Origin of the sequence: Pseudomonas sp. PLB05, from assembly GCF_021106615.1 — a bacterium.
Lineage (GTDB): Bacteria > Pseudomonadota > Gammaproteobacteria > Pseudomonadales > Pseudomonadaceae > Chryseomonas > Chryseomonas benzopyrenica.
In genome coordinates this window covers 551241-572138 of record NZ_JAJOHO010000001.1, presented here as the reverse complement: position 1 = coordinate 572138, position 20898 = coordinate 551241, and the positions used below count along the sequence as shown (strand labels likewise).

General features: G+C 66.7%; 21 protein-coding genes. 5 read left to right on the top strand and 16 right to left on the bottom strand.

What is annotated here, in order from left to right:
- Positions 1-4 precede the first annotated feature (4 nt).
- Positions 5-982, bottom strand: coding sequence for an ABC transporter permease (locus tag LRS53_RS02700; RefSeq protein ID WP_231354846.1), 978 nt, complete (start codon positions 980-982; stop codon positions 5-7).
- Complete coding sequence (locus LRS53_RS02695) at positions 979-3204, bottom strand: ABC transporter substrate-binding protein (RefSeq protein WP_231354845.1); 2226 nt, start codon at positions 3202-3204, stop codon at positions 979-981. Before LRS53_RS02695 ends, LRS53_RS02700 begins: the two co-directional genes overlap by 4 nt.
- Before the next feature lie 87 nt (positions 3205-3291).
- Between LRS53_RS02695 and LRS53_RS02690 the strand changes: the two genes are divergently transcribed.
- Together LRS53_RS02690 and LRS53_RS02685 are read left to right on the top strand one after the other, a co-directional pair.
- Positions 3292-3813: a cupin domain-containing protein gene (locus tag LRS53_RS02690; RefSeq protein WP_231354844.1), complete on the top strand. Its 522-nt coding sequence runs from the start codon at positions 3292-3294 to the stop codon at positions 3811-3813.
- A complete protein-coding gene (locus tag LRS53_RS02685) occupies positions 3810-4634 on the top strand; it encodes a GNAT family N-acetyltransferase (RefSeq protein ID WP_231354843.1) in 825 nt (274 codons plus the stop codon). The genes LRS53_RS02690 and LRS53_RS02685 overlap by 4 nt, the downstream gene beginning before the upstream one ends.
- 359 nt (positions 4635-4993) lie before the next feature.
- Here LRS53_RS02685 and aroQ read toward each other — a convergent pair whose 3' ends face one another.
- Genes aroQ through LRS53_RS02655 form a run of 6 tightly spaced genes read right to left on the bottom strand, consistent with a single transcriptional unit; the run spans position 4994 to position 9302 of the window.
- Entirely contained in the window at positions 4994-5440 is a 447-nt protein-coding gene (aroQ, locus tag LRS53_RS02680) for a type II 3-dehydroquinate dehydratase (RefSeq protein WP_231354842.1), read from the bottom strand.
- Between the two features lie 8 nt (positions 5441-5448).
- On the bottom strand, positions 5449-6267 hold the full coding sequence (aroE, locus tag LRS53_RS02675) for a shikimate dehydrogenase (protein WP_184286884.1): 819 nt from the start codon (positions 6265-6267) through the stop codon (positions 5449-5451).
- A complete protein-coding gene (locus tag LRS53_RS02670) occupies positions 6264-7496 on the bottom strand; it encodes a CaiB/BaiF CoA transferase family protein (RefSeq protein WP_231354841.1) in 1233 nt (410 codons plus the stop codon). The genes aroE and LRS53_RS02670 overlap by 4 nt, the downstream gene beginning before the upstream one ends.
- Positions 7493-7951: a MaoC family dehydratase gene (locus LRS53_RS02665; protein WP_231354840.1), complete on the bottom strand. Its 459-nt coding sequence runs from the start codon at positions 7949-7951 to the stop codon at positions 7493-7495. The genes LRS53_RS02670 and LRS53_RS02665 overlap by 4 nt, the downstream gene beginning before the upstream one ends.
- A gap of 8 nt (positions 7952-7959) precedes the next feature.
- Positions 7960-8355, bottom strand: a complete 396-nt coding sequence (locus tag LRS53_RS02660) for a VOC family protein (RefSeq protein WP_017642158.1) — start codon at positions 8353-8355, stop codon at positions 7960-7962.
- On the bottom strand, positions 8352-9302 hold the full coding sequence (locus tag LRS53_RS02655) for a ketopantoate reductase family protein (protein WP_231354839.1): 951 nt from the start codon (positions 9300-9302) through the stop codon (positions 8352-8354). The genes LRS53_RS02660 and LRS53_RS02655 overlap by 4 nt, the downstream gene beginning before the upstream one ends.
- 93 nt (positions 9303-9395) lie before the next feature.
- Here LRS53_RS02655 and LRS53_RS02650 point away from each other — a divergent pair, with 93 nt between their 5' ends.
- Positions 9396-10304, top strand: a complete 909-nt coding sequence (locus LRS53_RS02650) for a LysR family transcriptional regulator (protein ID WP_231354838.1) — start codon at positions 9396-9398, stop codon at positions 10302-10304.
- 65 nt (positions 10305-10369) lie between these two features.
- On the opposite strand, the gene LRS53_RS02645 is transcribed toward LRS53_RS02650, so the two are convergent.
- The 4 genes from LRS53_RS02645 to LRS53_RS02630 form a co-directional block, all read right to left on the bottom strand.
- Positions 10370-10816 carry an Hsp20 family protein gene (locus tag LRS53_RS02645; RefSeq protein WP_017642155.1) on the bottom strand — a complete coding sequence of 149 codons (447 nt, stop codon included), beginning with the start codon at positions 10814-10816 and terminating at the stop codon, positions 10370-10372.
- Between the two features lie 129 nt (positions 10817-10945).
- Positions 10946-11104, bottom strand: coding sequence for a hypothetical protein (locus tag LRS53_RS02640; RefSeq protein WP_017642154.1), 159 nt, complete (start codon positions 11102-11104; stop codon positions 10946-10948).
- Positions 11101-11685 carry an alpha-ketoglutarate-dependent dioxygenase AlkB family protein gene (locus LRS53_RS02635; RefSeq protein WP_231354837.1) on the bottom strand — a complete coding sequence of 195 codons (585 nt, stop codon included), beginning with the start codon at positions 11683-11685 and terminating at the stop codon, positions 11101-11103. The genes LRS53_RS02640 and LRS53_RS02635 overlap by 4 nt, the downstream gene beginning before the upstream one ends.
- A gap of 3 nt (positions 11686-11688) precedes the next feature.
- A complete protein-coding gene (locus tag LRS53_RS02630; protein ID WP_017642152.1) occupies positions 11689-11955 on the bottom strand; it encodes a hypothetical protein in 267 nt (88 codons plus the stop codon).
- A gap of 106 nt (positions 11956-12061) precedes the next feature.
- On the opposite strand from LRS53_RS02630, the gene rapA reads away from it, so the two are divergent.
- Positions 12062-14896 carry an RNA polymerase-associated protein RapA gene (gene rapA / locus LRS53_RS02625; RefSeq protein ID WP_231354836.1) on the top strand — a complete coding sequence of 945 codons (2835 nt, stop codon included), beginning with the start codon at positions 12062-12064 and terminating at the stop codon, positions 14894-14896.
- Between the two features lie 149 nt (positions 14897-15045).
- Here rapA and dhbA read toward each other — a convergent pair whose 3' ends face one another.
- The 4 genes from dhbA to LRS53_RS02605 are packed head-to-tail and all read right to left on the bottom strand — an operon-like array spanning position 15046 to position 19493.
- A complete protein-coding gene (gene dhbA, locus LRS53_RS02620) occupies positions 15046-15801 on the bottom strand; it encodes a 2,3-dihydro-2,3-dihydroxybenzoate dehydrogenase (RefSeq protein WP_017642150.1) in 756 nt (251 codons plus the stop codon).
- Positions 15802-15811: 10 nt separating this feature from the next.
- A complete protein-coding gene (locus LRS53_RS02615; protein ID WP_231354835.1) occupies positions 15812-16675 on the bottom strand; it encodes an isochorismatase family protein in 864 nt (287 codons plus the stop codon).
- Positions 16676-16683: 8 nt separating this feature from the next.
- Positions 16684-18309, bottom strand: a complete 1626-nt coding sequence (locus tag LRS53_RS02610; protein WP_231354834.1) for a (2,3-dihydroxybenzoyl)adenylate synthase — start codon at positions 18307-18309, stop codon at positions 16684-16686.
- On the bottom strand, positions 18306-19493 hold the full coding sequence (locus tag LRS53_RS02605) for an isochorismate synthase (protein WP_231354833.1): 1188 nt from the start codon (positions 19491-19493) through the stop codon (positions 18306-18308). The genes LRS53_RS02610 and LRS53_RS02605 overlap by 4 nt, the downstream gene beginning before the upstream one ends.
- Positions 19494-19774: 281 nt before the next feature.
- On the opposite strand from LRS53_RS02605, the gene fepB reads away from it, so the two are divergent.
- Complete coding sequence (gene fepB / locus LRS53_RS02600) at positions 19775-20743, top strand: Fe2+-enterobactin ABC transporter substrate-binding protein (RefSeq protein WP_231354832.1); 969 nt, start codon at positions 19775-19777, stop codon at positions 20741-20743.
- Positions 20744-20898 lie beyond the last annotated feature (155 nt).

Sequence of the window (20898 nt, the reverse complement as noted above, 5' to 3'; positions counted from 1 at the left end):
ACGGCTACCTGAAGCGAACGCGCGGATCGGCGAGGGTGTAGGACAGGTCCGCCAGGATCAGGCCGACGATGTAGAGCACCGACCCCAGGAACACCATGGTGCGGACCACGGCGAAATCCTGGCCGTTGATGGCGTCTATGGTGTAGCTGCCCAGGCCCGGGATGCCAAAGAAGGATTCGGCGATCAGGCTGCCCATGATCAGCAGCGGAATGGCCGAGACCACCCCGGTAAGGATCGGCAGTGCCGCATTGCGCAGTACATGGCGCAAGAGCACCTGGCGCTCGGCCAGGCCCTTGGCGCGGGCGGTGCGCACATAGTCCTTGCCGATCTCTTCGAGAAACAGCGCGCGATAGAAGCGCGCCTGGCTGCCCAGGCCGGAAATCACCGCCACCACCACCGGCAGCGCCAGGAAGCGCAACAGATTCCAGCCCTCTTCATAGCCCGAATAGGGCACCAGCCGCAGGATCTTCGCGAACAGCCACTGGCCGGCGATGATGTAGAACAGCGAGGAGATCGACAGCAGCACCACACAGAGCACCACGCCCCAGAAGTCCAGCCGGGTGGCGCGAAAGAACACCAGCAGCAGGGCGAAACCGACGCTGGCCAGCAAACCGAGGACAAAGGTCGGCAGCGCCAGCGCCAGGCTTGGTCCGGCGCGCTCGGCGATCTCCCGGCCGATGTCGCGTCCGTTGTCGGCGGTGCCGAAATCGAACACCAGCAGACTGACCGACCGTTTGAAGAAGAGCGTATCGGTGAATCGCTCGACGCCTTCAAGGGTGGTATTAATCAGCAGTGGCTTGTCGTAGCCGTGCTCCGCCTTCCAGTCCGCGATGGCGTCGGCGGTGACGTACTTGCCGCCGATGGCCAGGCGCGCCATGTCGTCCGGGGTGTTGACGGTGAAGAACAGCACGAAGGTCAGCAGATTCACCCCGATGAGGATCAGCACGCCATAGGCCAGGCGTCGCAGCAGATAGCCGATCATGGCCGCTCCTCCCCTGCCGAGTCGCCAAAGGCGGTCTGCCGCTCGCGGCGCTTGAGGATGCGCCAGGCCGGCCAGACCAGCAGCAGGGCCATGCCCAGCAGCAACCACAGCGGCCAGAGCACCGGCTGGTTCCACTCCAACACCTTGCGCTCGCGCAGGGCCGGGTCCAGGCGCAGGTAGCGCAGCTGGTCACGCACCATCTGGGTCGGCTTGGCGTTGTAGACCCACTGGTGGTAGGCGCCACCAGACAGGGGATTCCAGCCGAACAGCCAGGGCGCGTCCTGTTGCACGATGGCGACCATGCGCCGGATCAACGCCACCTTTTCCGGGCCGTCGTCGAGACTCTTCATCTGCTCGAACAGCCGGTCGAATTCGGGATTGCTGTAGTTGCCGGCATTCTCGCCCCCATGCTTGGCCTTGCCCTGGGGACCATAGAAGAGAAAGAGAAAGTTCTCGGCGTCGGGATAGTCGGCGTTCCAGCCCCAGAAGAAGATCTGCGCCGCACCCTTGCGCATCTTGTCCTGGAATCTGTTGTAGTCCGAGCCGCGCAGCTCCAGCTGGATGCCCAGCTTGGCGGTCTGCTGGCGCATCCAGTCGAACATGGCGCTGTCGCCACTGGTCTGGGCATCGTATTGCAGGATCAGCGGTCGCCCGCTCCTGGCGTCGCGGCCATCGGGATAGCCGGCTTCGGCGAGCAACCGCTTGGCTTCCTCGATGGGCCGCCGCTCGGGCTTGCCGTCCACCAACCGATAGACCACGGGATTGGTGCCGGCCGGCGGCGCTTCATAGCCCAGCACGCCCGGCGGCAGCGGGCCGTTGGCAACCAGGCCGTTACCGTTGAGAAAGACGGTGATGTAGCTCTCCCAGTCGAAGGCGATGGACAGCGCCTGGCGCAACTTGCGATTGCGCGCCTGCTGCTCGGGCGTGGCGCCCTGCCCCACCACCGGATCCAGCCAGTTGAAACCCAGGTACCAGTTGGAGGCCTCCACCGCGGTGGGCAACTTTAGGCCACGTTCGCGATAGAGCTCGGCGGAGTCGAGCGAGTCGCCGGCGCGGGTGCGCAAGGCCACGCCGTATTCGCCGCGCTCGATCTGCGGAGCGTCGTAATAGCCCTGGATGAACTTGCCCATCAGCGGCACCCCTTCCTTTTCCAGGCTGAACACCGCCCGATCGATCAGTGGCATGGGCTTGCCGCAGTCGTCCAGCCGGCCCTGCTCGCGATCCTCGGCCTCGCCCTCGCAGGGATAGGGATCGGCGCGGTAGTTGGGATTGCGCTCCAGCACATGGCGGCGATTGGGGATGGATTCGGCGAGACGATAGGGCCCGCTGCCCACCGGCCAACTGTTCAGGCTGAGATTGTGTTCGGCCATACCCGGCTGGCTGTAGAAGCGCTCCGCCTCCCAGGGCACCGGCGCGGCGAAGGTCATGGCCAGCCAGTAGTTGAACTGGGGGTACTTGCCGATCACCCGCAGGCGCAGGGTGTGGTCGTCCAGCACCTCCACGCCGGGCAGCTCGCCCTGACGCAGGTCGAGCCAGGGTAGCGGTGCGCCCTTGGGCAGGCTGGCGCGCAGGGCCTTGTCGGCGGCGCGCAGGCCGTCGCCAAAGGCCTGCATCCCTACCAGGTGCTCGGCGAAGATGGCGTAGCTGGGTGACACCAGCCGCGGACTGGCCAGGCGGCGCAGGCCATAGGCGTAGTCGGCGGCGGTGACGGCGCGGCTGCCGGTCTCGGGAAAGGCGGGAATCTGGTAGCGGTCGGCCAGGTCCTCGGGCGTGATCGGGAAATAGCGGTAGTGGCCCTGGGCATCGCGGGCAAAGGCCGGATGGGGCGCATAGCGGGCGTCGCGGCGGATGGGAATTTCATAGACGCTCTGGGCGATCTGCGCCGGCGGCGCATCGTCCGGCAGGCGCCGGCCCTGAGCGTCCAGGTAATAGGGTGCGACCACCCGCTCCGCGCCGCGGGGGATCAACTCATAGGGCCGCTTGAAATAGTGATAGCCATAGAGCGGCTCATAGATGTTGTAGGTGAAATTGGTCTCGTCGCCGGAATAGGAGCTGGCGGGATCCAAGTATTTCGGCGAGCGGGTGGTAAAGGCGGTATAGAGGGTATTCTGGCCCTCCGCCCCGGCGCGATAGGGGCTGTTGATCGGCGTATCAGCGGGTGAGCAACCCCCAAGCAGCACGAGGGTCGACAGCGCGAGAAGGTGTCTGGACAGTCTGGGCATCGCGTTCCGCTACCGAAAGAGATCTGGGCGGTGATGTCCGCCTAAACGACCAAGCTTGAGCTATTTTCCCGCGAGGCGCAGCACCCCATGCAATCCCGGAAAGATTTCGACAAGATCGTCCACTGGTCCCAGCTCCAGGCCCCCGACGGTCCGGGCTATCCCGACAGTGACGAACGCTTTTCCCTAGGCGCCGCCTTCGGCCGCCACTTCGGCTTCGCCCGCTTGGGTATCCATCATGAATGGCTGCCACCCGGCCGCCGCACCTCGAGGCCCCATGCCGAGGCCACCGAGGACGAATTCATCTATGTGATCGCCGGCCACCCCACCGCCTGGATCGACGGTCACGCCCACCGGCTCAAGCCGAGGGACGGCGTGGGCTTCAAGGCCGGCGACGGCGTCGCCCATACCTTCATCAATGAGACCGCGGAGCCGGTGGAGCTGCTGGTGGTGGGCGATACCAGCCGGGCGGACAATCGGCTGCACTATCCGCTGCATCCGGAATACACCGAGAGTCTTGGGGATAAGCAGTGGCGGGACTGCCCTGAGCGGGAGTTGGGGCCGCATTCGGGTGAGGCGATGTCACCACGAGAGGACGACGAATGCCCGTGAATCCGTTGCGACTCACTGCCTCCATTCGCGCCAACGCAGGACTCCTCACCCAGCTGCAATTGGCGCCCGATACCTGCCTCAGCTATGGCGAGCATCAGGTAGGAGTGCTCACACCGGACTGCCCTGACTACTACTTCGGCAACTACCTCCTGCTGGATCAGCGCCCGACTGCCCAGCAGGTGTTGGCCTGGTCCGCGGACTTCGAGCAGCTGCTCGGCAGCCCACAGCCCCTGGGGCATCGTGCTTTCGTCTGGCCAGAGCCGCAGGGCAAGGAGCCACCGGCGGACCTGCCTTGCGGCTACGATTATCAGCGCCTGGTCTGGATGCGTCTGGCCGCCGATGCCCCGCAGCCCGCCTCGGTCCTGCCTGAAGGACTTCACGTCAGAACCTTCCAACACCCCGACGATTGGCAACATTGGCGTGAGCTCCAGGCAGAGGTGACTCCGGGCGCGGAACATCCAGAAGCGCACCGGCGCTATCTGGATTACCAAGCGCGACGCTATCGATCACTGAGCGACAGCGGCCTGGGCGACTGGTGGGGTGTATTCGATGGCGAGCAGCGGCTGCTGGCCTATCTTGGCCTCTATCGCCTGGGCCGACTGGGCCGGTTCCAAGCGGTTACCACGCGGGTGGACTGGCGTCGGCGCGGACTCTGCCAGGCCTTGCTCGGCACGGTGCTTCGGCACCAACGACATCACGTGGACGCCTTCGTGATCGTGGCGGAAAGCGAACATCACGCCCAACGGCTCTATGCCAAGGCGGGGTTCACCGTAGAGGGCGGCATAGGAACCCTGCTGTGGGCAGGTGCCGGCAGAGGATAGCAATTTGGCTCTCATGTTCAGGAAAACGTGCGCCTCCCTACCCGGATTTATCGCGGCCATGGGCCGCTCCTACACTGTAGGAGCGGCCCATGGCCGCGATAGCCCGTCTGCCTCCACGGCGAATGTTGTCCCCACGATTCTGGAGCGTGACAGGCCTGCCGGTGGAAGACGCTATGCGACTTCTACCCCATCGTTGCGCACCTGTTGGGCTTCAGCGATGGAGCCGCCTCAACCCAACCTACGCCGATGTGCTTTCGTAGGTTGGGCTGAGCGCAGCGAAGCCCAACATCGCCCGCCCAACGTGCGTGGGAGCCCCCCCCCTCTCCCTGTGGGAGAGGGTCGGGGTGAGGGTCGGCGGCTCAGGCTTTACGCGCCTGGGCCGCGCTCACCGCCGCGCGCAGCGCCAGCAGGTAGCTGTCCACGCCGAAGCCGGCGATCTGCCCCAGGACGATCTCGGCGAATACCGAGTGATGCCGGAAGCCTTCCCGCGCATGGATGTTGGACATGTGCAGCTCCACCACCGGCACGGTGAGGATCGCCAGGGCGTCGCGGATGCCGTAGCTGTAATGGGTCCAGGCGCCGGCGTTGATCAGTACCGCGTCGACGCCCTCCTCATAGCCCCGATGGATGCGCTCCACCATCGCCCCTTCGTGGTTGCTCTGGAAGCTTTCCACCTCGACGCCCAGTTCAGCACCCAGGGCCGTTAGCCTGGCGTCGATCTCGGCCAGGGTCACGGTGCCGTACTGCAGCGGATCGCGCTTGCCGAACATGTTGTGGTTGATACCGTGCAGCATCAGGATCTTCATGGGTCCGCTCAGGTCAGGGGAAGGGTCAGCTGGTCGATGACCGGCCGGGTCTCGGGGCGCACGCCGCGCCACCAGGCGAAGGCTTCGGCAGCCTGTTCCACCAGCATGCCCACGCCGTCCGCCAGCTGCGCCACGCCTTGCTCGCGGGCGAGACGCAGGAAAGGCGTCAGCCCCTTGCCATAGGCCAGCTCGTAGGCCAGCGCGGCCTGGGCGAAGACGCCGGCCGGCACCGACGGCAGTTCGCCGACCAGACTGGCGGAGGTGGCATTGATCACCAGATCGAATGTCTCCCCTTCCAACGCTGCGTAGCTCTTTAGGCTGAGCAGCGGATGGTCGATTTCCTGGGCGAGCGCCGTCGCCTTTTGCCCGTCGCGATTGACCAGCACCAGCTCCGTCGGCTTCGCCGCGAGCAAGGGCAATAAGGCGCCACGCACCGCACCACCGGCGCCCAGCAACAGCACCCGCTTGCCAGCCAGGGGCTGGCCGAGGTTGACCTCGATGTCGCGCAGCAGGCCGATGCCATCGAAGTTCTCCGCCAGCACCTGCTCGCCCTCGAACTTCAGCGTATTGGCCGCCCGGGCCAGACGTGCCCTCTCGCTGGACTCGGTGGCCAGCTGGAAGGCCTGCAGCTTGAACGGCGCGGTCACGTTCAGGCCCTGCCCGCCCTGGGCGCGAAAGCGCTGCACGTCGCCGGCGAAGTCCTCCGGCGAGCCCTCGATGGCGCCGTATTCCAGGTCTTGCCCGGTGGTGGCGGCGAACAGGCTATGGATCAGCGGCGACTTGGTGTGGTTGATCGGGCGGCCGATCACCGCGTAGTGGTCGGTCATGCGCAGGGCTCCTGGCTGAACAACACGCCCTCGGCCTGCAGCCGGGCGATCTCTTCCGCGCTGTAGCCCAGGCTCTGGGCCACGGCGACATTGTGCTCGCCGAGATCCGGCGCCACCTGCTGGATGGTGGTGTCGCACCCGGAAAAGCGGAACGGCAGATTGGGCATACGCAGGGTGCCGAAGCGCGGGTGCTGCTGTTCCTGGATCATGCCGCGCGCCTTGATCTGCGGATCCTCGATCACCTCGTCGATGCGCTGCACCTTGGCGCAGGGCACGTCGATCTCATCGAGCAGCGCCAACAGCCGCGCCACCGGATTGGCTGCCACCCAGGCCTTGACGATGGGCAGGATGGCTTCGCGATGGGCATTGCGGCCGGTGGAGGTATGGAAGCGCAGGTCGCTGCCAAAGCCCGGCTGGTCCGCGTCCTGCTCGACCAGGGCGGCGAAGCGCTTCCAGGATTCGTCCACCTGGGCGGCGATCACCAGGTCGCCGTCCTGGGCGCGAAACACGCCATAGAGGGTCGAGGTGGGCATGTCATGACCGGTCTGCTGCGGCAGGATCTCGCCGCCGGACAGGGTGTAGCACTGCACCGCGTATTCGTGCATCGATACCAGGGTGTCGTACAGCGCCATGTCGATGTGCTGGCCGCGCCCGCTCGTGACCCGTCCCAGCAGCGCCGCATTGATGGCGGCCACCGCGTGGGCGCCGGTGTACATGTCGCCCAGGGAGATGCGCAGCAGCGGCGGCGCCTCGCCCGGCGTGCCGACCATCTGCATGATGCCGCTCTTGGCCTCGGCGATCAGGCCGAAGCCGGCGCGATGGGCGTCGGGACCGGTATGGCCGTAGGCCGAGATCGAGCAATACACCAACCGCGGATTGCGCGCCGAAAGCTCCGCGTAACCCAGGCCGAGCCTGTCCAGGGCGCCGGGCCGGTAGTTCTCGATGAAGACGTCGGCGCTGTCGCAGAGCTGCTGCATGAAGGCCTTGCCGCGCGGGTCCTTCATGTTGACGCTGACGCCCTGCTTGCCCATGTTGAGTTGCAGGAAGTAGCCGCTCTGCTGGTCATCTAGGACGAAGGCGTGCTGGCGACCGGCATCGCCGCTGCCGGGCCGCTCCACCTTGATCACCTCGGCGCCGAGCGCCGCCAGGCAGCGCCCCACATAGGGGCCGGCGAGGAAGTGGCTGTAATCGATGACCCTCAGGCCTTGCAGCGGCAGTGGCTGGTTCATAGCGCCCCCTCCCGCCGCGGCACCATCAGCCGGTGCTCGCCGCGCTGGACGACCTCGCCCTTCTGGTTGATCAGTTCCGACGGCAGCACCACGATGCCCCAGCCCGGCTTGCTCTTGCTCGGGCGCATGGCGCCCACGCGTACCCTGACGTGCAATTCGTCGCCGACGCGGATCGGCAGCAGGAAGTCCCAGGTCCAGCCCAGCGACATCCCCGGCAGGAAGCGGTAGTCGCACTGGGTCTTGAGGCCGTCGGCGATGGACAATCCCATCAGCCCGTGGGCAACCAGGCCGCCGAAGTGACTGGCATTGGCATAGGCCTCGTCGACGTGGACCGGGGTGTGGTCGCCGGTGAGGTCGGCATAGGCCAGGATGCGTTCCTTGGTGACCTGGTAGGTCGGCGTGATCGCCTCGTCACCTTCTCGGGCGTCCTCGAAATACTTTTCCGGTACGGTCATGGTCGCTGTCACTCGGCTTGACGGGCGTTGACGGCCAGGGCGTCGTGCACGGCGCGGGCCGGCACGGCCTGGATGAATTCCAGCGCCAGGCCATCGGGCAGGCGCAACCAGTTGGGGCCCTGGGGCAACTGCTCCACTCCCTCGAAGCGCCGGGCGGCGGCCAGGGCAGCGTCGAGGTCCTCGCACATCAGCCCCAGATGGCCCAGGCGCCCTTCCGGGCCTGCGAAGTCCGGCTTGCTCATGAATTGCATCCCGCCCAGCGTCCAGTACTGGCTGGGCGCCTCGACCGGGCCCTGCACCTCGCGCAGGGTCATGCCGAACACCTCATGGAAGAAGCGGATGTGCCAGTGGATGTCCTTCACCCAGATGGCCACGTGTTCCAGATAGGCCTTGGGAATGCTCATGGTTTGGGGTCCTCTTGTTGTCGATCGGCCAGGGCGCGCTCGATGCCCTTGATGCAGGCGACCAGGGTGGCGTTGACCGGCGTGGGCACGCGGTACTGCTGGCCGAGCCGCACCACCGCGCCGTTGATGAAGTCGATTTCGGTGATGGAGCCCTTCTGCAAGCTCTGCAGCAGGGAGGTCTTGAAGGACGGCGGCAAGCCTTCGCGCGCCAGCTCCCAGGCCGCCTGCGGCTCGCGCAGGCCGAGCTCGACGCCGGCCGCGCGCGCCACCGCGATGGCCTCGGCGACCGCCTGCAAGGCGGTGTCGCGCAGCTGCGGCTCGCTGTAGAGCTGGCCATAGGTGAGTTGGGTGATGCCGGTCAGGGCACCGGTGGCGACGTTGACCAGCAACTTGTCCCAGAGGGTGCCGCGGATGTTGCTGCTGACCGTGGTGGCCAGCCCGGCGTCCTCGAAGACGGCGGCAACGGCCTGGACGCGTGCCGAGAGCTGACCGTCGAGTTCGCCGATGAGCGTGCGCTTGCCCGCCACCCCGCTACGGATCCGCCCGGGGCCGAGCAGCACGCCGCCGACATAGGTCTTGCCGGCGATCACCCGCTGCTGGCCGACGATCTCGGCCAACAATTCTTCATGGCCGAGGCCGTTCTGCAGCGACAGCACCAGGGTGTGGGGACCGACCAGCGCCTGGGCCTGGCTCATGGCCGCGGTGGTGGCGAAGGACTTGACCAGCACCACCACCAGATCCACTACCCCGACCGCCTCGGCACTGACCGCTGCCCGCACCTGAACCCGGCGCCTGCCAGCGGCGGTCTCGATGTCCAGGCCGTCGCGGATAACCGTCTCGATATGGGCATTGGGGCGGTTGAGCAGCCAGGTCTCGTGCCCCGCCTCGCTCAACCAGGTACCAAAGGTGCTGCCCAGCGCACCGGCCCCGAGGATGCAGATCTTCATGGGAGAGGACTCCTTGTTTTCGCCCTAACCCTAGGCCCACGGCCCCTATTGAGCTATACAAAGACCTCAATCCACCCATCAGGAATTCTGATAATGCTGCCTACGGACGGCCTGCCCGAACCCAAGCTGTTGATGCTGTTCGAGGTGCTCTATCGCACCGGCAGCGTGACCCGGGCCGCCGAGCAACTGGGCCAGAGCCAGCCCACCATCAGCCTTTGGCTCGGCAAGCTGCGGCAGCAATTGCGTGATCCGCTGTTCGTGCGCACACCGGGCGGCATGAAGCCCACGCCCCAAGCCGAAGCCCTGATCACGCCCTGTCGGGAAGTGCTCGAATCCCTGCGTCGGCTGGTGGCCTGGGAGGTCGCCTTCGAGCCCGCCACCGCCCAGCGGCTGTTCCGCCTCTGCCTGAGCGATGCCAGCCACATCACCCTGCTGCCACGGATATTGGCGCAGCTGCGGGAGGTGGCGCCCGGGGTACGCCTTGAGGTCGCCCGGATCGACGGCAATACCGAACAGGCCCTGGAGATCGGCGAAGCCGACCTGGCGATCGGCTTCATTCCCTGGCTGGGCGGCAGCCTCTATCAGCAACTGCTGTTTCCCCAGGACTGGGTCTGCCTGGTCAGCGCCCGCCATTCACGCCTCGGCGAGCGCTTGACGGCCACGGCCTACGCCGAAGAGGGCCATGTGCTGGTCAGTGCTGGCACCGGGCAGAAGCTGCTGGAAGCGGGGCTGGTCAGAGCCGGAGTGCAGCGCCGCATCGTGCTGGAGCTACCGGGCTTTCTGGGGGTTGGCGCAGTGGTGGGCAGCTCCGACCTCATCGTCACCCTGCCCCGGCACATCGGCACCACCCTGGCGGCCACCTACGGTCTCAAGGTCCATGAATGCCCGGTGCCGATCGAGGGCTTCGCGGTCAGGCAGCACTGGCACGCGCGCTATCACCAGGAGGCCGGCAATCGCTGGTTGCGTGGAGTGCTGCTGGAGCTCTTCGGCCACAGCTGCTAGCGCAGCGGCCAGAAACGAAAAAGCCCCAGCTCAGGGCTGGGGCTTTCGGGCAGGACGCCTGACGATCAGTTGTCCAGGGCCGGGCGCTGGCCGGAGATGGCGATGCGCTTGGGCTTGGCTTCTTCCGGGATCACCCGCACCAGCTCGATGCTCAGCAGGCCATGCTTGAGATCGGCACCCTTCACCTCGATATGGTCGGCGAGGCGGAAGGACAGCTTGAAGGCGCGCTGGGCGATGCCCTGATGCAGGAAGGTCACGCTCTCGGCGCTGTTTTCGCGCCGGCCACCCTTGACGGTGAGCACGCCACGCTCGACTTCGATGTCCAGGTCATCTTCCTGGAGACCGGCGGCGGCGATCACGATGCGATACTGGTCGTCACCGTGCTTCTCGACGTTGTAGGGCGGATAGGAGCTGCCAGCGTCGTTGCGCAGAGCGGATTCGAACAGGTCGTTGAACCGGTCGAAGCCAACGGAATGACGGAACAGCGGGGCCAGGGACAGTACATTGCTCATGGTGAATCTCCTGATAGGTTCAGCAAGTTTCGTTGTTGCTTGCGGGACCCGACTTCGGCATCCCGCACGAACCTAGATAGGAATTCCCCAAAAAATTTCAAGGGACAATCCCGACGAACGGTAGTGCCGCTATTTCTTCTTCGGCTTGCGCTTTTTCTTCTTGGCTGCAGCCAGCGGCAGGGCCTGCTCGAAGGCCGAGCGCACCTCCTGCAGGCGACGCTCCTTGAGGTCGTGGATGCGCTTGCCGCGCTCGGTGGTGAAGTCGATGAGATTGCTGTCGTCGCTCATGGGGCTATCCGGCGAAAGGTGAGATTCAGCCGCACCCCGCTGGCTTTGCGGGTCTTGGCGATCTGGTGCTGCCAATAATGCTGGGTCGCGCCGCCCATGACCAGCAGGCTGCCGTGACCGAGTTCCAGGGAATGGCCGATGCGGCTGCTGCCCTTGCGACGGAAATCGAAGCGCCGCGCGGCCCCGAGATTGAGCGAGGCGATAAGCGGATTGGCGCCGAGACTGGCCTCGTCATCGCTGTGCCAGCCCATGGAATCCTGGCCGTCGCGATAGCGGTTGAGCAGCACGCCGTTGAAGGCCTGACCACAGGCCGCCGCGACGGCGTCGCGAATCCGCTGCAACAGCGGCGTCCAGGGCAAGGCGGCATGATCCAGGCCCGCATAGCCGTAGACCACGCCGGGATCGGCGTACCAGGCCACCTGCCGCGGCACCGGGTGCCAGCGCCCGAAGACCCGCACCTGCGGCTGGCTCCAGGGGGTTTCGTCCTCCAGCTGCTGCAACCAGGCGTCGGCTTGTTCCACAGGTAGCCACTGCGGGTAGAAGGCCAGCTCGGCGTCTTGCAGCTCCAGGTGCTCGACCATGGGCTAGACCCGCAGGTCCACCTGGACGCCCACCTGCTCCGGCTCTTCCAAGGCCTGGGCGCGTTCGGCGCCGAGGCCCTGGCGCAGGGCCTCGCGCTGCCGACGGCGACGACGCGCCTCGCGATCCAGGGTGGCTTCGTCTTCCAGGGGCGCATGGGCCGTCTCGGCCGCCGGTTCCACGGGCGCCACCGGGGCCACGGGTGGGCGTACCGGGGCCGGGTCCAACTGGTTCGGTGGGGTCACGCCAAGGGGTGGAATGATGGGGATCATGACGGGCACCTCGAATTTAGCGGCCTGCGGCAAACAGCAGGTTGGGCTTATGACTCCGCTTTGGCTAAAATAGCCGGCTTTTTGATAGCAGGGGAGAGGCTTCTACATGGCGTCACATCAACCGGGACAACGCTGGATCAGTGACAGCGAGGCCGAACTGGGCCTGGGAACCATCCTGGCCCTGGACGGCCGCCTGCTCACGGTGCTCTATCCAGCCACCGGTGAGACGCGCCAGTATGCTCAGCGCAATGCGCCCTTGACCCGGGTGCGCTTCGCCCCGGGCGACGAGGTGACCCATTTCGAGGGCTGGAAGCTCACCGTCCGCGAGGTCTCCGAAGCGGACGGCCTGCTGACCTACCACGGCTTCACCGCGGAGCGCGAGGCACGCAGCGTGCCCGAGGCCCAGCTGTCGAACTTCATCCAGTTCCGCCTGGCCAGCGACCGCCTGTTCGCCGGGCAGATCGATCCCCTGCCCTGGTTCGGCCTGCGCTACCACACCCACGAGCACCGCAACCGTCTGTTGCAGTCCAGCCTCTGGGGCCTCGGCGGCACCCGCGCCCAGCCGATCCCGCACCAGCTGCACATCGCCCGCAGCGTGGCCGACCGCGTCGCGCCGCGCGTCCTGCTGGCCGACGAGGTGGGCTTGGGCAAGACCATCGAAGCCGGCCTGGTGATCCATCGCCAGCTGCTCAGCGGTCGCGCCAGCCGCGTGCTGATCCTGGTCCCGGAAAATCTCCAGCACCAGTGGCTGGTGGAGATGCGCCGCCGCTTCAACCTGGAAGTCGCGCTGTTTGACGCCGAGCGCTTCATGGCCAGCGAAGACGGCAATCCCTTCGAGGATGCCCAGCTCGCCTTGGTCTCCCTGGACTGGCTGGTGCGCGACGAAAAGGCCCAGGATGCCGCCTTCGCCGCCGGCTGGGACCTGCTGGTGGTCGACGAAGCCCATCACCTGGTCTGGCACCCCGAGGGCGCCAGCCGCGAATACAGCCTGGTCGAACAACTGGGCGAGGTCATTCCCGGCGTGCTGCTGCTGACCGCGACCCCCGAACAACTGGGCCAGGACAGCCACTTCGCCCGTCTACGCCTGCTCGACCCCAGCCGCTTCCATGACTTCGCCGCCTTCCAGCAGGAGTCCCAGCACTACCGCCCGGTGGCCGAAGCGGTACAGGAACTGCTCGATGCCGGCGCCCTTAGCCCGGCTGCCCAGGACGCCATAGGTGGCTTCCTCGGCCAGGAAGGCGAGACCCTGCTGGGGGCGGCTGCAGCCGGCGATGCCGAGGCCCGCGCCCGCCTGGTGCGCGAGCTGCTGGATCGCCACGGCACCGGTCGCGTGCTGTTCCGCAACACCCGCGCCGCGGTCAAGGGTTTCCCCGAGCGCGAGCTGCACGCCCATGCCCTGCCCTTCCCGGATGCCTACCTGGACGAGGGCGTCATGCCCGGCCAGTCGCTGCAACCGGAAACCGAATTCGCCCCGGAGGACGACAACGACCGCTGGTGGCGCCACGACGGCCGCGTCGAGTGGCTGATCGATACCCTCAAGGCGCTCAAGCCGCACAAGGTGCTGGTCATCTGCGCGCGCATGGAAACCGCTCTGGATCTGGAAGACGCCCTGCGGCTGAAGTCCGGCATTCCCGCCACGACCTTCCACGAAGGCATGAGCATCCTCGAACGCGACCGCGCCGCCGCCTACTTCGCCGACGAGGAATTCGGCGCCCAGGTGCTGATCTGCTCCGAGATCGGCAGTGAAGGCCGCAACTTCCAGTTCGCCCACCACCTGGTGCTGTTCGATCTGCCGGCCCACCCGGACCTGCTGGAGCAGCGCATCGGCCGTCTCGACCGGATCGGCCAGCGTCACACCATCCAGCTGCACGTACCCTACCTCGAAGGCAGCCGCCAGGAACGCCAGTTCCAGTGGTACCACCAGGCGCTCAACGCCTTCCTGGCCACTTCGCCCACCGGCAGCGCCCTGCAGGCGCGCTTCGCCAGCGAGCTGGACGAGCAACTGGCGGGTGGTGACGACGCCACCTGGCAGGCGTTGCTGGAACAGGGGGCCCAGGCGCGCGCCGCGCTGGAAACCGAGCTGCACAACGGTCGTGACCGCCTGCTGGAGCTCAATTCCTCCGGCGCCGGTGCCGGCGAGCAGCTGGTCGAGGACATCCTCGAGCAGGATGATCAGTTCGCCCTGCCCATGTACATGGAAGAGCTGTTCAACGCCTTCGGCATCGACAGCGAGGACCACTCCGACAACGCCCTGATCCTCAAGCCCAGCGAGAAGATGCTCGACGCCGGTTTCCCCCTGGGCGACGACGAAGGCGTGACCATCACCTACGATCGCAACGTGGCCCTGGTTCGCGAGGACATGCAATTCCTGACCTGGGAACACCCCATGGCCCAGGGCGGCATGGACCTGGTGATGTCCGGCTCCATGGGCAACACCGCCGTGGCGCTGATCAAGAACAAGGCGCTCAAGCCGGGCACCGTGCTGCTGGAACTGATCTACATCAGCGAGGCGGTGGCGCCGCGTGCCCTGCAACTGGGTCGCTACCTGCCGCCGCTGGCGATTCGCTGCCTGCTGGACGCCAACGGTAACGACCTGGCCGCCCGGGTGGCCTTCGAGACCCTCAACGATCAGTTAGAAAGCGTGCCACGCACCAGCGCCAACAAGTTCGTCCAGGCCCAGCGCGACTCCCTGGCCAAGCTGATCGGCGGCGGCGAAGGCAAGGCCCTGCCGCGCCACGAGGAGCGCGTCGCCAAAGCACGCCAGGCGTACCTCTCTGGCATGGACGAGGAGATCGGCCGCCTGGAAGCCCTACGCGCGGTCAACTCCAGCGTCCGCCAGGACGAGATCGACCGCTTGCGCCAGCAGCGCGAAGAAGGCCTGACCTACCTGGACAAGGCTTCGCTGCGTCTGGAAGCCATTCGGGTGCTGGTGGCGGGTTGAGTGGAACGGCTTCGTTAACGAAGCCCTTCAGTGATACCTAGCGCGGCCATGGGCCGCTCCTACAGAACCGTAGGAGCGGCCCATGGCCGCGATTCGTTTGATAGGGATGTTGGGCTTCGCTCACGCTCAACCCAACCTACGAAAAGCACTCACGCTGCCAGGGTTGCGCCGCCGTCCACCACGATATCCTGCATGGTGATATGGCTGGCCAGGTCCGAGGCAAGGAACAGCACGGTGTTGGCGATCTCGTCGGGCTGGGCGATCTTGCGCAGCGGGATGCCCAGCTTGAAGTCTTCCGGCAGGCCGTCCACCAGGCGCTGATAGCCCTCGGGCGAGCCGAGCATGCCGGCCAGCATGGGGGTCGCCGTGGAACCCGGCGAGACCACGTTACAGCGCACGCCCGAGCCCGCCAGTTCCAGGGCCACGCAGTGGCTCAGCGACACCAGCGCCGCCTTGGAGGTGCAGTAGCCGGCCATCTGCAGGCGCGGCACATGGGCGGCGTTGGAGGCGATGTTGACGATGGCGCCCTGGCCCTGGGCCTTGAACAGCGGCACCAGCTGGCGGAACAGATAAAAGGGGCCGGAGACATTGACGTCCAGCAGTGCCTGCCAGTCGTCCAGGCTCAGGCTGTCGCTGGTGCCCAGACGCAGCACGCCAGCGCCATTGACCAGCACGTCCAGCCGGCGCTCCTCGGCCAGCAGGGACTGGCAAACAGTCTCGACCTGGGCCGCGTCGGCGACATCCAGCAGCTGGGTGCGGAACGGATAGCTGCTCTCGGCGAAGTGCCGGTCAAGGCCGACCACCTCGGCGCCCGCTGCCTGAAAGCGCCGCGCCACCTGCAAGCCGATGCCCTGCCCGGCGCCGGTCACCCAGACGCGCTTGCCAGTGAAATCCAGTTGCGTCATCAGCGGCTCCCTAGGCGCGAGCGCGCAGCAGATCCAGCCAGCCCTGCAGGGTCGGCTGGGCGGCGAGATCGGCGAAGGTGACCGGCAGGCCGCGCTTCTGCCATTCCCCCACCAGGGTCATGACCTGCACCGAATCCAGACCGAAGTCGGTGAGGTTGTCGTCCAGCGCCGGCTCCTCGTCGTCGGCATCGAGCAGCGGCTGGACCTGGGCGCGCAGCCAGGCTTCGTCCAGCACGACCGCGCCCGCGCCGGTGACCTGGGCGGTGCTCAGGGTGCTGCCACAGCGAGTGGCCACGTAGCGTAGCGCCATGCGGTGCTCTTCTTCGCTGAAGTCGGCCACGGCGTCGCCGATCAGGAAGGCCTGGATGTCTCTCATGAAGGCGTCGGTACAGGTGGTCAGGCAGCCGATGTGGGCATAGACGCCGCAGACGATCAGCTGGTCGCGCCGCCACTCGGTCATCAGGTCCTGCAGGTTGGATCTATGAAAGGCGCTGTAACGCCACTTGGTCAGCACCACGTCACCGTCCTTGGGTGCCAGCGCGTCCACCACCTGCTGCAGCGCGGGATCGGCCTGGGTCAGACCCGGACCCCACATGTCGTTGAGCAGAGCGCGATCGGCCGGCGGCTGGTCGGTGGGCTGGGCGGTATAGACCACCGGCACGCCCTGGGCGTCGGCCCAGGCGCGCAGGGCGGCGATGTTGGCCACCACCTGGTCGATCAGCGGGCTGTTGTCGCCATAGAACTCGACGAAATAGCGCTGCATGTCGTGGATCAGCAGCACGGCGCGGTCGGCCGCGGGCGTCCAGGCGACCCTGTTGGCAGGAAAGCCGTCGGGCTGGGGCAAGGGATAGGAGGCAAGACGGGGAATAGCCATGGGAAACCTTAGAGACGCTCGGTGGAAGGGGTCTGCAGCTGCTCGCGCAGGCGCCGCTTGTCGATCTTGCCGACGGCGGTGAGCGGCAGCTGGTCGAGGAACTGGAAACGGTCGGGTAACTTGTATTCGGCCACGCCCTGCTCGCGCAGATAGCGGCGCAGGGCCACCGGCTTGAGCGCCGGATCGCTAACCACCAGGCAGGCACAGCTCTTCTCGCCCATCAGCTCGTCGGCGATGGCCACCAGGGCCGCGTGAGTGATACCAGGATGGCGCAGCAGCAGGCCCTCGATCTCGGCCGCGGCGATCTTCTCGCCCCCGCGGTTGATCTGGTCCTTCACCCGGCCGACCACCTTGAGGTAACCGGCGGCATCGCGCTGGACCACGTCCCCGGAAAAGTAGAAACCCTCGGCATCAAACACTTGGGCATTGTGCTCGGGGCTGCGGTAGTAACCGCGGAAGGTGTAGGGACCGCGGGTGGACAGCAGACCAGGTTGGCCATCGGGCACCGGCTGGCCGTCTTCGTCGGTGATGCGCACCTCGTCATCCGGACTCATGGGCCGGCCCTGGGTGGTGAAGAGACGCTCGGGTTCGTCGTCCAGGCGGGTGTAGTTGACCAGGCCCTCGGCCATGCCGAACACCTGCTGCAGCTGGCAACCCAGTTCGGTGGGCACCCGCCGGGCCTGGGCCTCGGCGAAGCTGGCGCCGCCCACCTGCACCATGCGCAGGCTGGCCAGTCGCGCGCGTTGCTCGGGCGCCGCCGCGGCCTGCAACCAGAGCGCCACCGCCGGCGGCACCAGGGCCACCCAGTCCACCTGATGGCGCTCGATCAGCGCGAAGCAGCGCAGCGGCTCGGGATCGCGGGCCATGACCACGCAGCCGCCGGCGATGAAGACGCCCAGGGCGCCGGGCGAGCTGAGGGTGTAGTTGTGCCCTGCCGGCAAGGCGCAGAGAAAGCGCGTCGCCGGGGTCAGCTGACAGATCTCGACGCTGCGTCTGAGGCTGTAGTAGTAGTCGTTGTGGGTGCGCGGGATCAGCTTGGGCGTACCGGTGCTGCCACCGGAAAGCTGGAAGAAGGCCACCTCGCCACCCGCGGTGGGCGTCAGTTGATAACCCTCCAGGGGGGTATCCAGGCGCTGCTGCAGGCTGCGTGCATCCTGCGCGCCGTCCAGCAGCACCTCGCTCAGCCCGGGCGCCACGTCACGCAACTCGGCGACAAAGGTATCGTCACGGAACAGGTTGTGCTCGGTGGAAGCGATCAACAGCCGCGGCTGGATCTGCTGCGCATAGGCCAGCAGCTCCAGCTTCTGGTGACTGAATAGCGCATTGACCGGGGCGATGCCGGCCTTGAGCAGGGCAAAGAACACCACATAGAACTCGGCCACGTTGGGCAGCTGCACCAGCGCCGTGTCGTGGCGGCGCAGACCGGCGGCCTGCAGGTGGGCGGCCAGGCGGCTGGAGCGCTCGTCCAGCTCGGCATAGCTCAGCTGGCGCTCGCCACAGAGGATCGCCGGGGCGTCCGGCAGGGCCGCGCGACTGCGGGCCAGGATCTCGGTCATCGGCAGGTCGGACCAGTAGCCGAGGGCCCGATAGCGGGCGGCCAGGTCTTCCGGCCAGGGGGTGAATTCCAGACTCACGTGGGGTTCTCCTCGTCGAGCAAGCCACAGGCGGCGCGCATGGTGCCCAGTTTGGCGGTGACCTCGGCCCATTCCGCCGCGGGGTCGGAGGCCTCGACAATGCCGGCGCCGGCGAACAGCCGCAGCCAGTCGCCCTGCACCGTGCCACAGCGGATGGTGACTACCCACTCGCCGTTGCCCTGGGCATCGCACCAGCCGACCATGCCGGTGAACAGGCCACGGTCGAAGGGCTCAATGCGCTCGATCAGCTGGCGCGCGGCCACCGTCGGAAAGCCGCAGACCGCCGGGGTCGGGTGCAGGCGGCAGGCCAGTTGCAGCGCCGAGGTGCGGCGGTCGGCCAGTTCGCCGTCGATGGCGGTGGACAGGTGCCACATGGCGTTGGTGCTGAGCAGCGACGGCGCCTCGGGCACGTCCAGGCGGCTGCACAGGGGGGCCAGCTGCTGGCGGATGTCCTCGATCACCAGGCGGTGCTCGTAATGGTCCTTGCTGGACTCCAGCAGTTCGCGGGCGACGCGCTGATCTTCCCGGGGGTCGGCGTGGCGCTTGGCCGAACCGGCCAGGGGATTGGTATGGACGAGCGCGCCCTGCTTGCGCACCAGCAACTCGGGGCTGACCCCGACCAGCTCGCCGCCCTCGGCGGTAGGGATGCGGAATTGATAGCCGGTGGGATTCTGCCGCGCCAGATTGGCGAGGATGGCCTCCACGTCGGCGGGCTCGGCCAGCTGGATTTCCTGGATGCGCGACAGCACCGCCTTGCTCAGCTCGCCGCGGCGGAAGGCCTCGATGGCCTCCTCCACCGCCAGGCAGAAGCCATCCGCGCTGGGCAGGTTGCGCACCTCGCGCACCTGCGCCGGGGTGACCGGTGCGCTGCTGACCGATGCCGGGCGCGCCATCCAGGCATGCTCGCGGGGCACATAGAGGCAGGAGGGCTTGGTGGTATCGAAGGGAATGGCGCCCATGATCACCGGCTCGGCGATGCCGGCCTGACGGGCACGAGCGAAGGCCTCTTCCACGGCATGCAAAAACAGACTGTCCCGGTGCGCGCCGCCGCTGGCTGGCGTCTCGACCCGGGCACAGATGCCGCGTCCGCGCAGGACACGGTCACCCGACTGGAACAGGAAGGCGGCCTGTTCCTGCTGCTCGGTGGCGATCTGCCCGACCACGTCAGCCCTTTTACTCGACATTGCTACGGACCTCTATACAAATGATAATGCTTATCAATAATCAGAAATTAACTTTTGTATCAGCGGAAGTCAATTCGTTAGCTGCCAAACGGTTTCCCTACAGCACGCAACCCTTTGATCTGTCCGACAAATCGCCACTGGGCAGAACATCGGCAAGACTGTCGGACCGCTCTGGCCTTCCGCTTTGCACGCGCTCGCCCCTGGCCGCCATCGACAGCCCTTGCTGTAGCGAGGTGCATCTTTGAAAATGAGAGTGATTATCTTACAACCGGAAGGCGTCCATGTTCAGCTCGTCGTCAGTGTTTCGCATTCTCACCCCGCTGATCCTCGCCATTCTGGCGCTGGGTGGTACCGCCCGCGCGGCGGACTGGCCCCGACAGATCAGCGCCGACGGCAATCAGGTGACCCTGCCGGCCAAGCCGCAACGCATCGTTTCCACCAGCGTCACCCTCACCGGCTCCCTGCTCGCCATCGGCGCGCCGGTGGTGGCCAGCGGCGCCACCTCGCCCAACAACAGATTCGCCGATGACCAGGGGTTCCTGCGCCAGTGGGGGCAGGTCGCCAAGCAACACGAGGTGAAGCGGCTGTACATCGGCGAGGCCAATGCCGAGGCGGTGGCCGCCGAGGCGCCGGACCTGATCCTGGTCAGTGCCGCCGGTAACGACTCGGCGCTGCGCCTGGTCGATCAGCTCAAGGCCATCGCCCCGGTACTGGTGGTGGGCTACGACAATCGCAGCTGGCAACAGGTGGTGGAACTGCTCGGCCAGGCCACCGGTCGCGAGGACGCTGCTGCCAAGGTAGTCGCCGATTTCGACCGGCGGGTCTCCGACCTCAAGGCGCGCCTGCAGCTACCGCCGCAACCGGTGTCCGCCTTCGTCTACAACCCGGCGACGCGCCAGGCCAATCTCTGGACCGCGGCCTCGTCCCAGGGCCAGTTGCTGGAAAGCCTGGGCTTCACCCTGGCGACGCTGCCGGCCGGGCTGACCACGGGACACAGCCAGGGCCAGCGCCACGACATCCTGCAGCTGGCCGGCGAAAACGTCGCCACCGGCCTCACCGGCCAGACCTTTCTGCTGTTCGCCGCGGACGCCAAGGAAGCCGAAGCGGTACGCGGCAATCCGCTGCTGGCGCACCTGCCGGCGGTCAAGGACAACCGCGTGGAAGCCCTGGGCGCCGAGACCTTCCGCCTCGATCCCTACAGCGCCAACCTGCTACTGGATCGCCTGGAACAGCGCTACGCCAAGCCTTGAGTCCGGCAGTCGTGGCCATGGCGGTCCGCCGATGCAACTGCTCCTTCGGAACTCCGGTATTTTGTCGATCGCGGCCATGGGCCGCTCCTACGCTTACATTGGCGCCTGTAGGAGCGGCCCATGGCCGCGATCTGTCTTGTCCATCGCTGATCGCC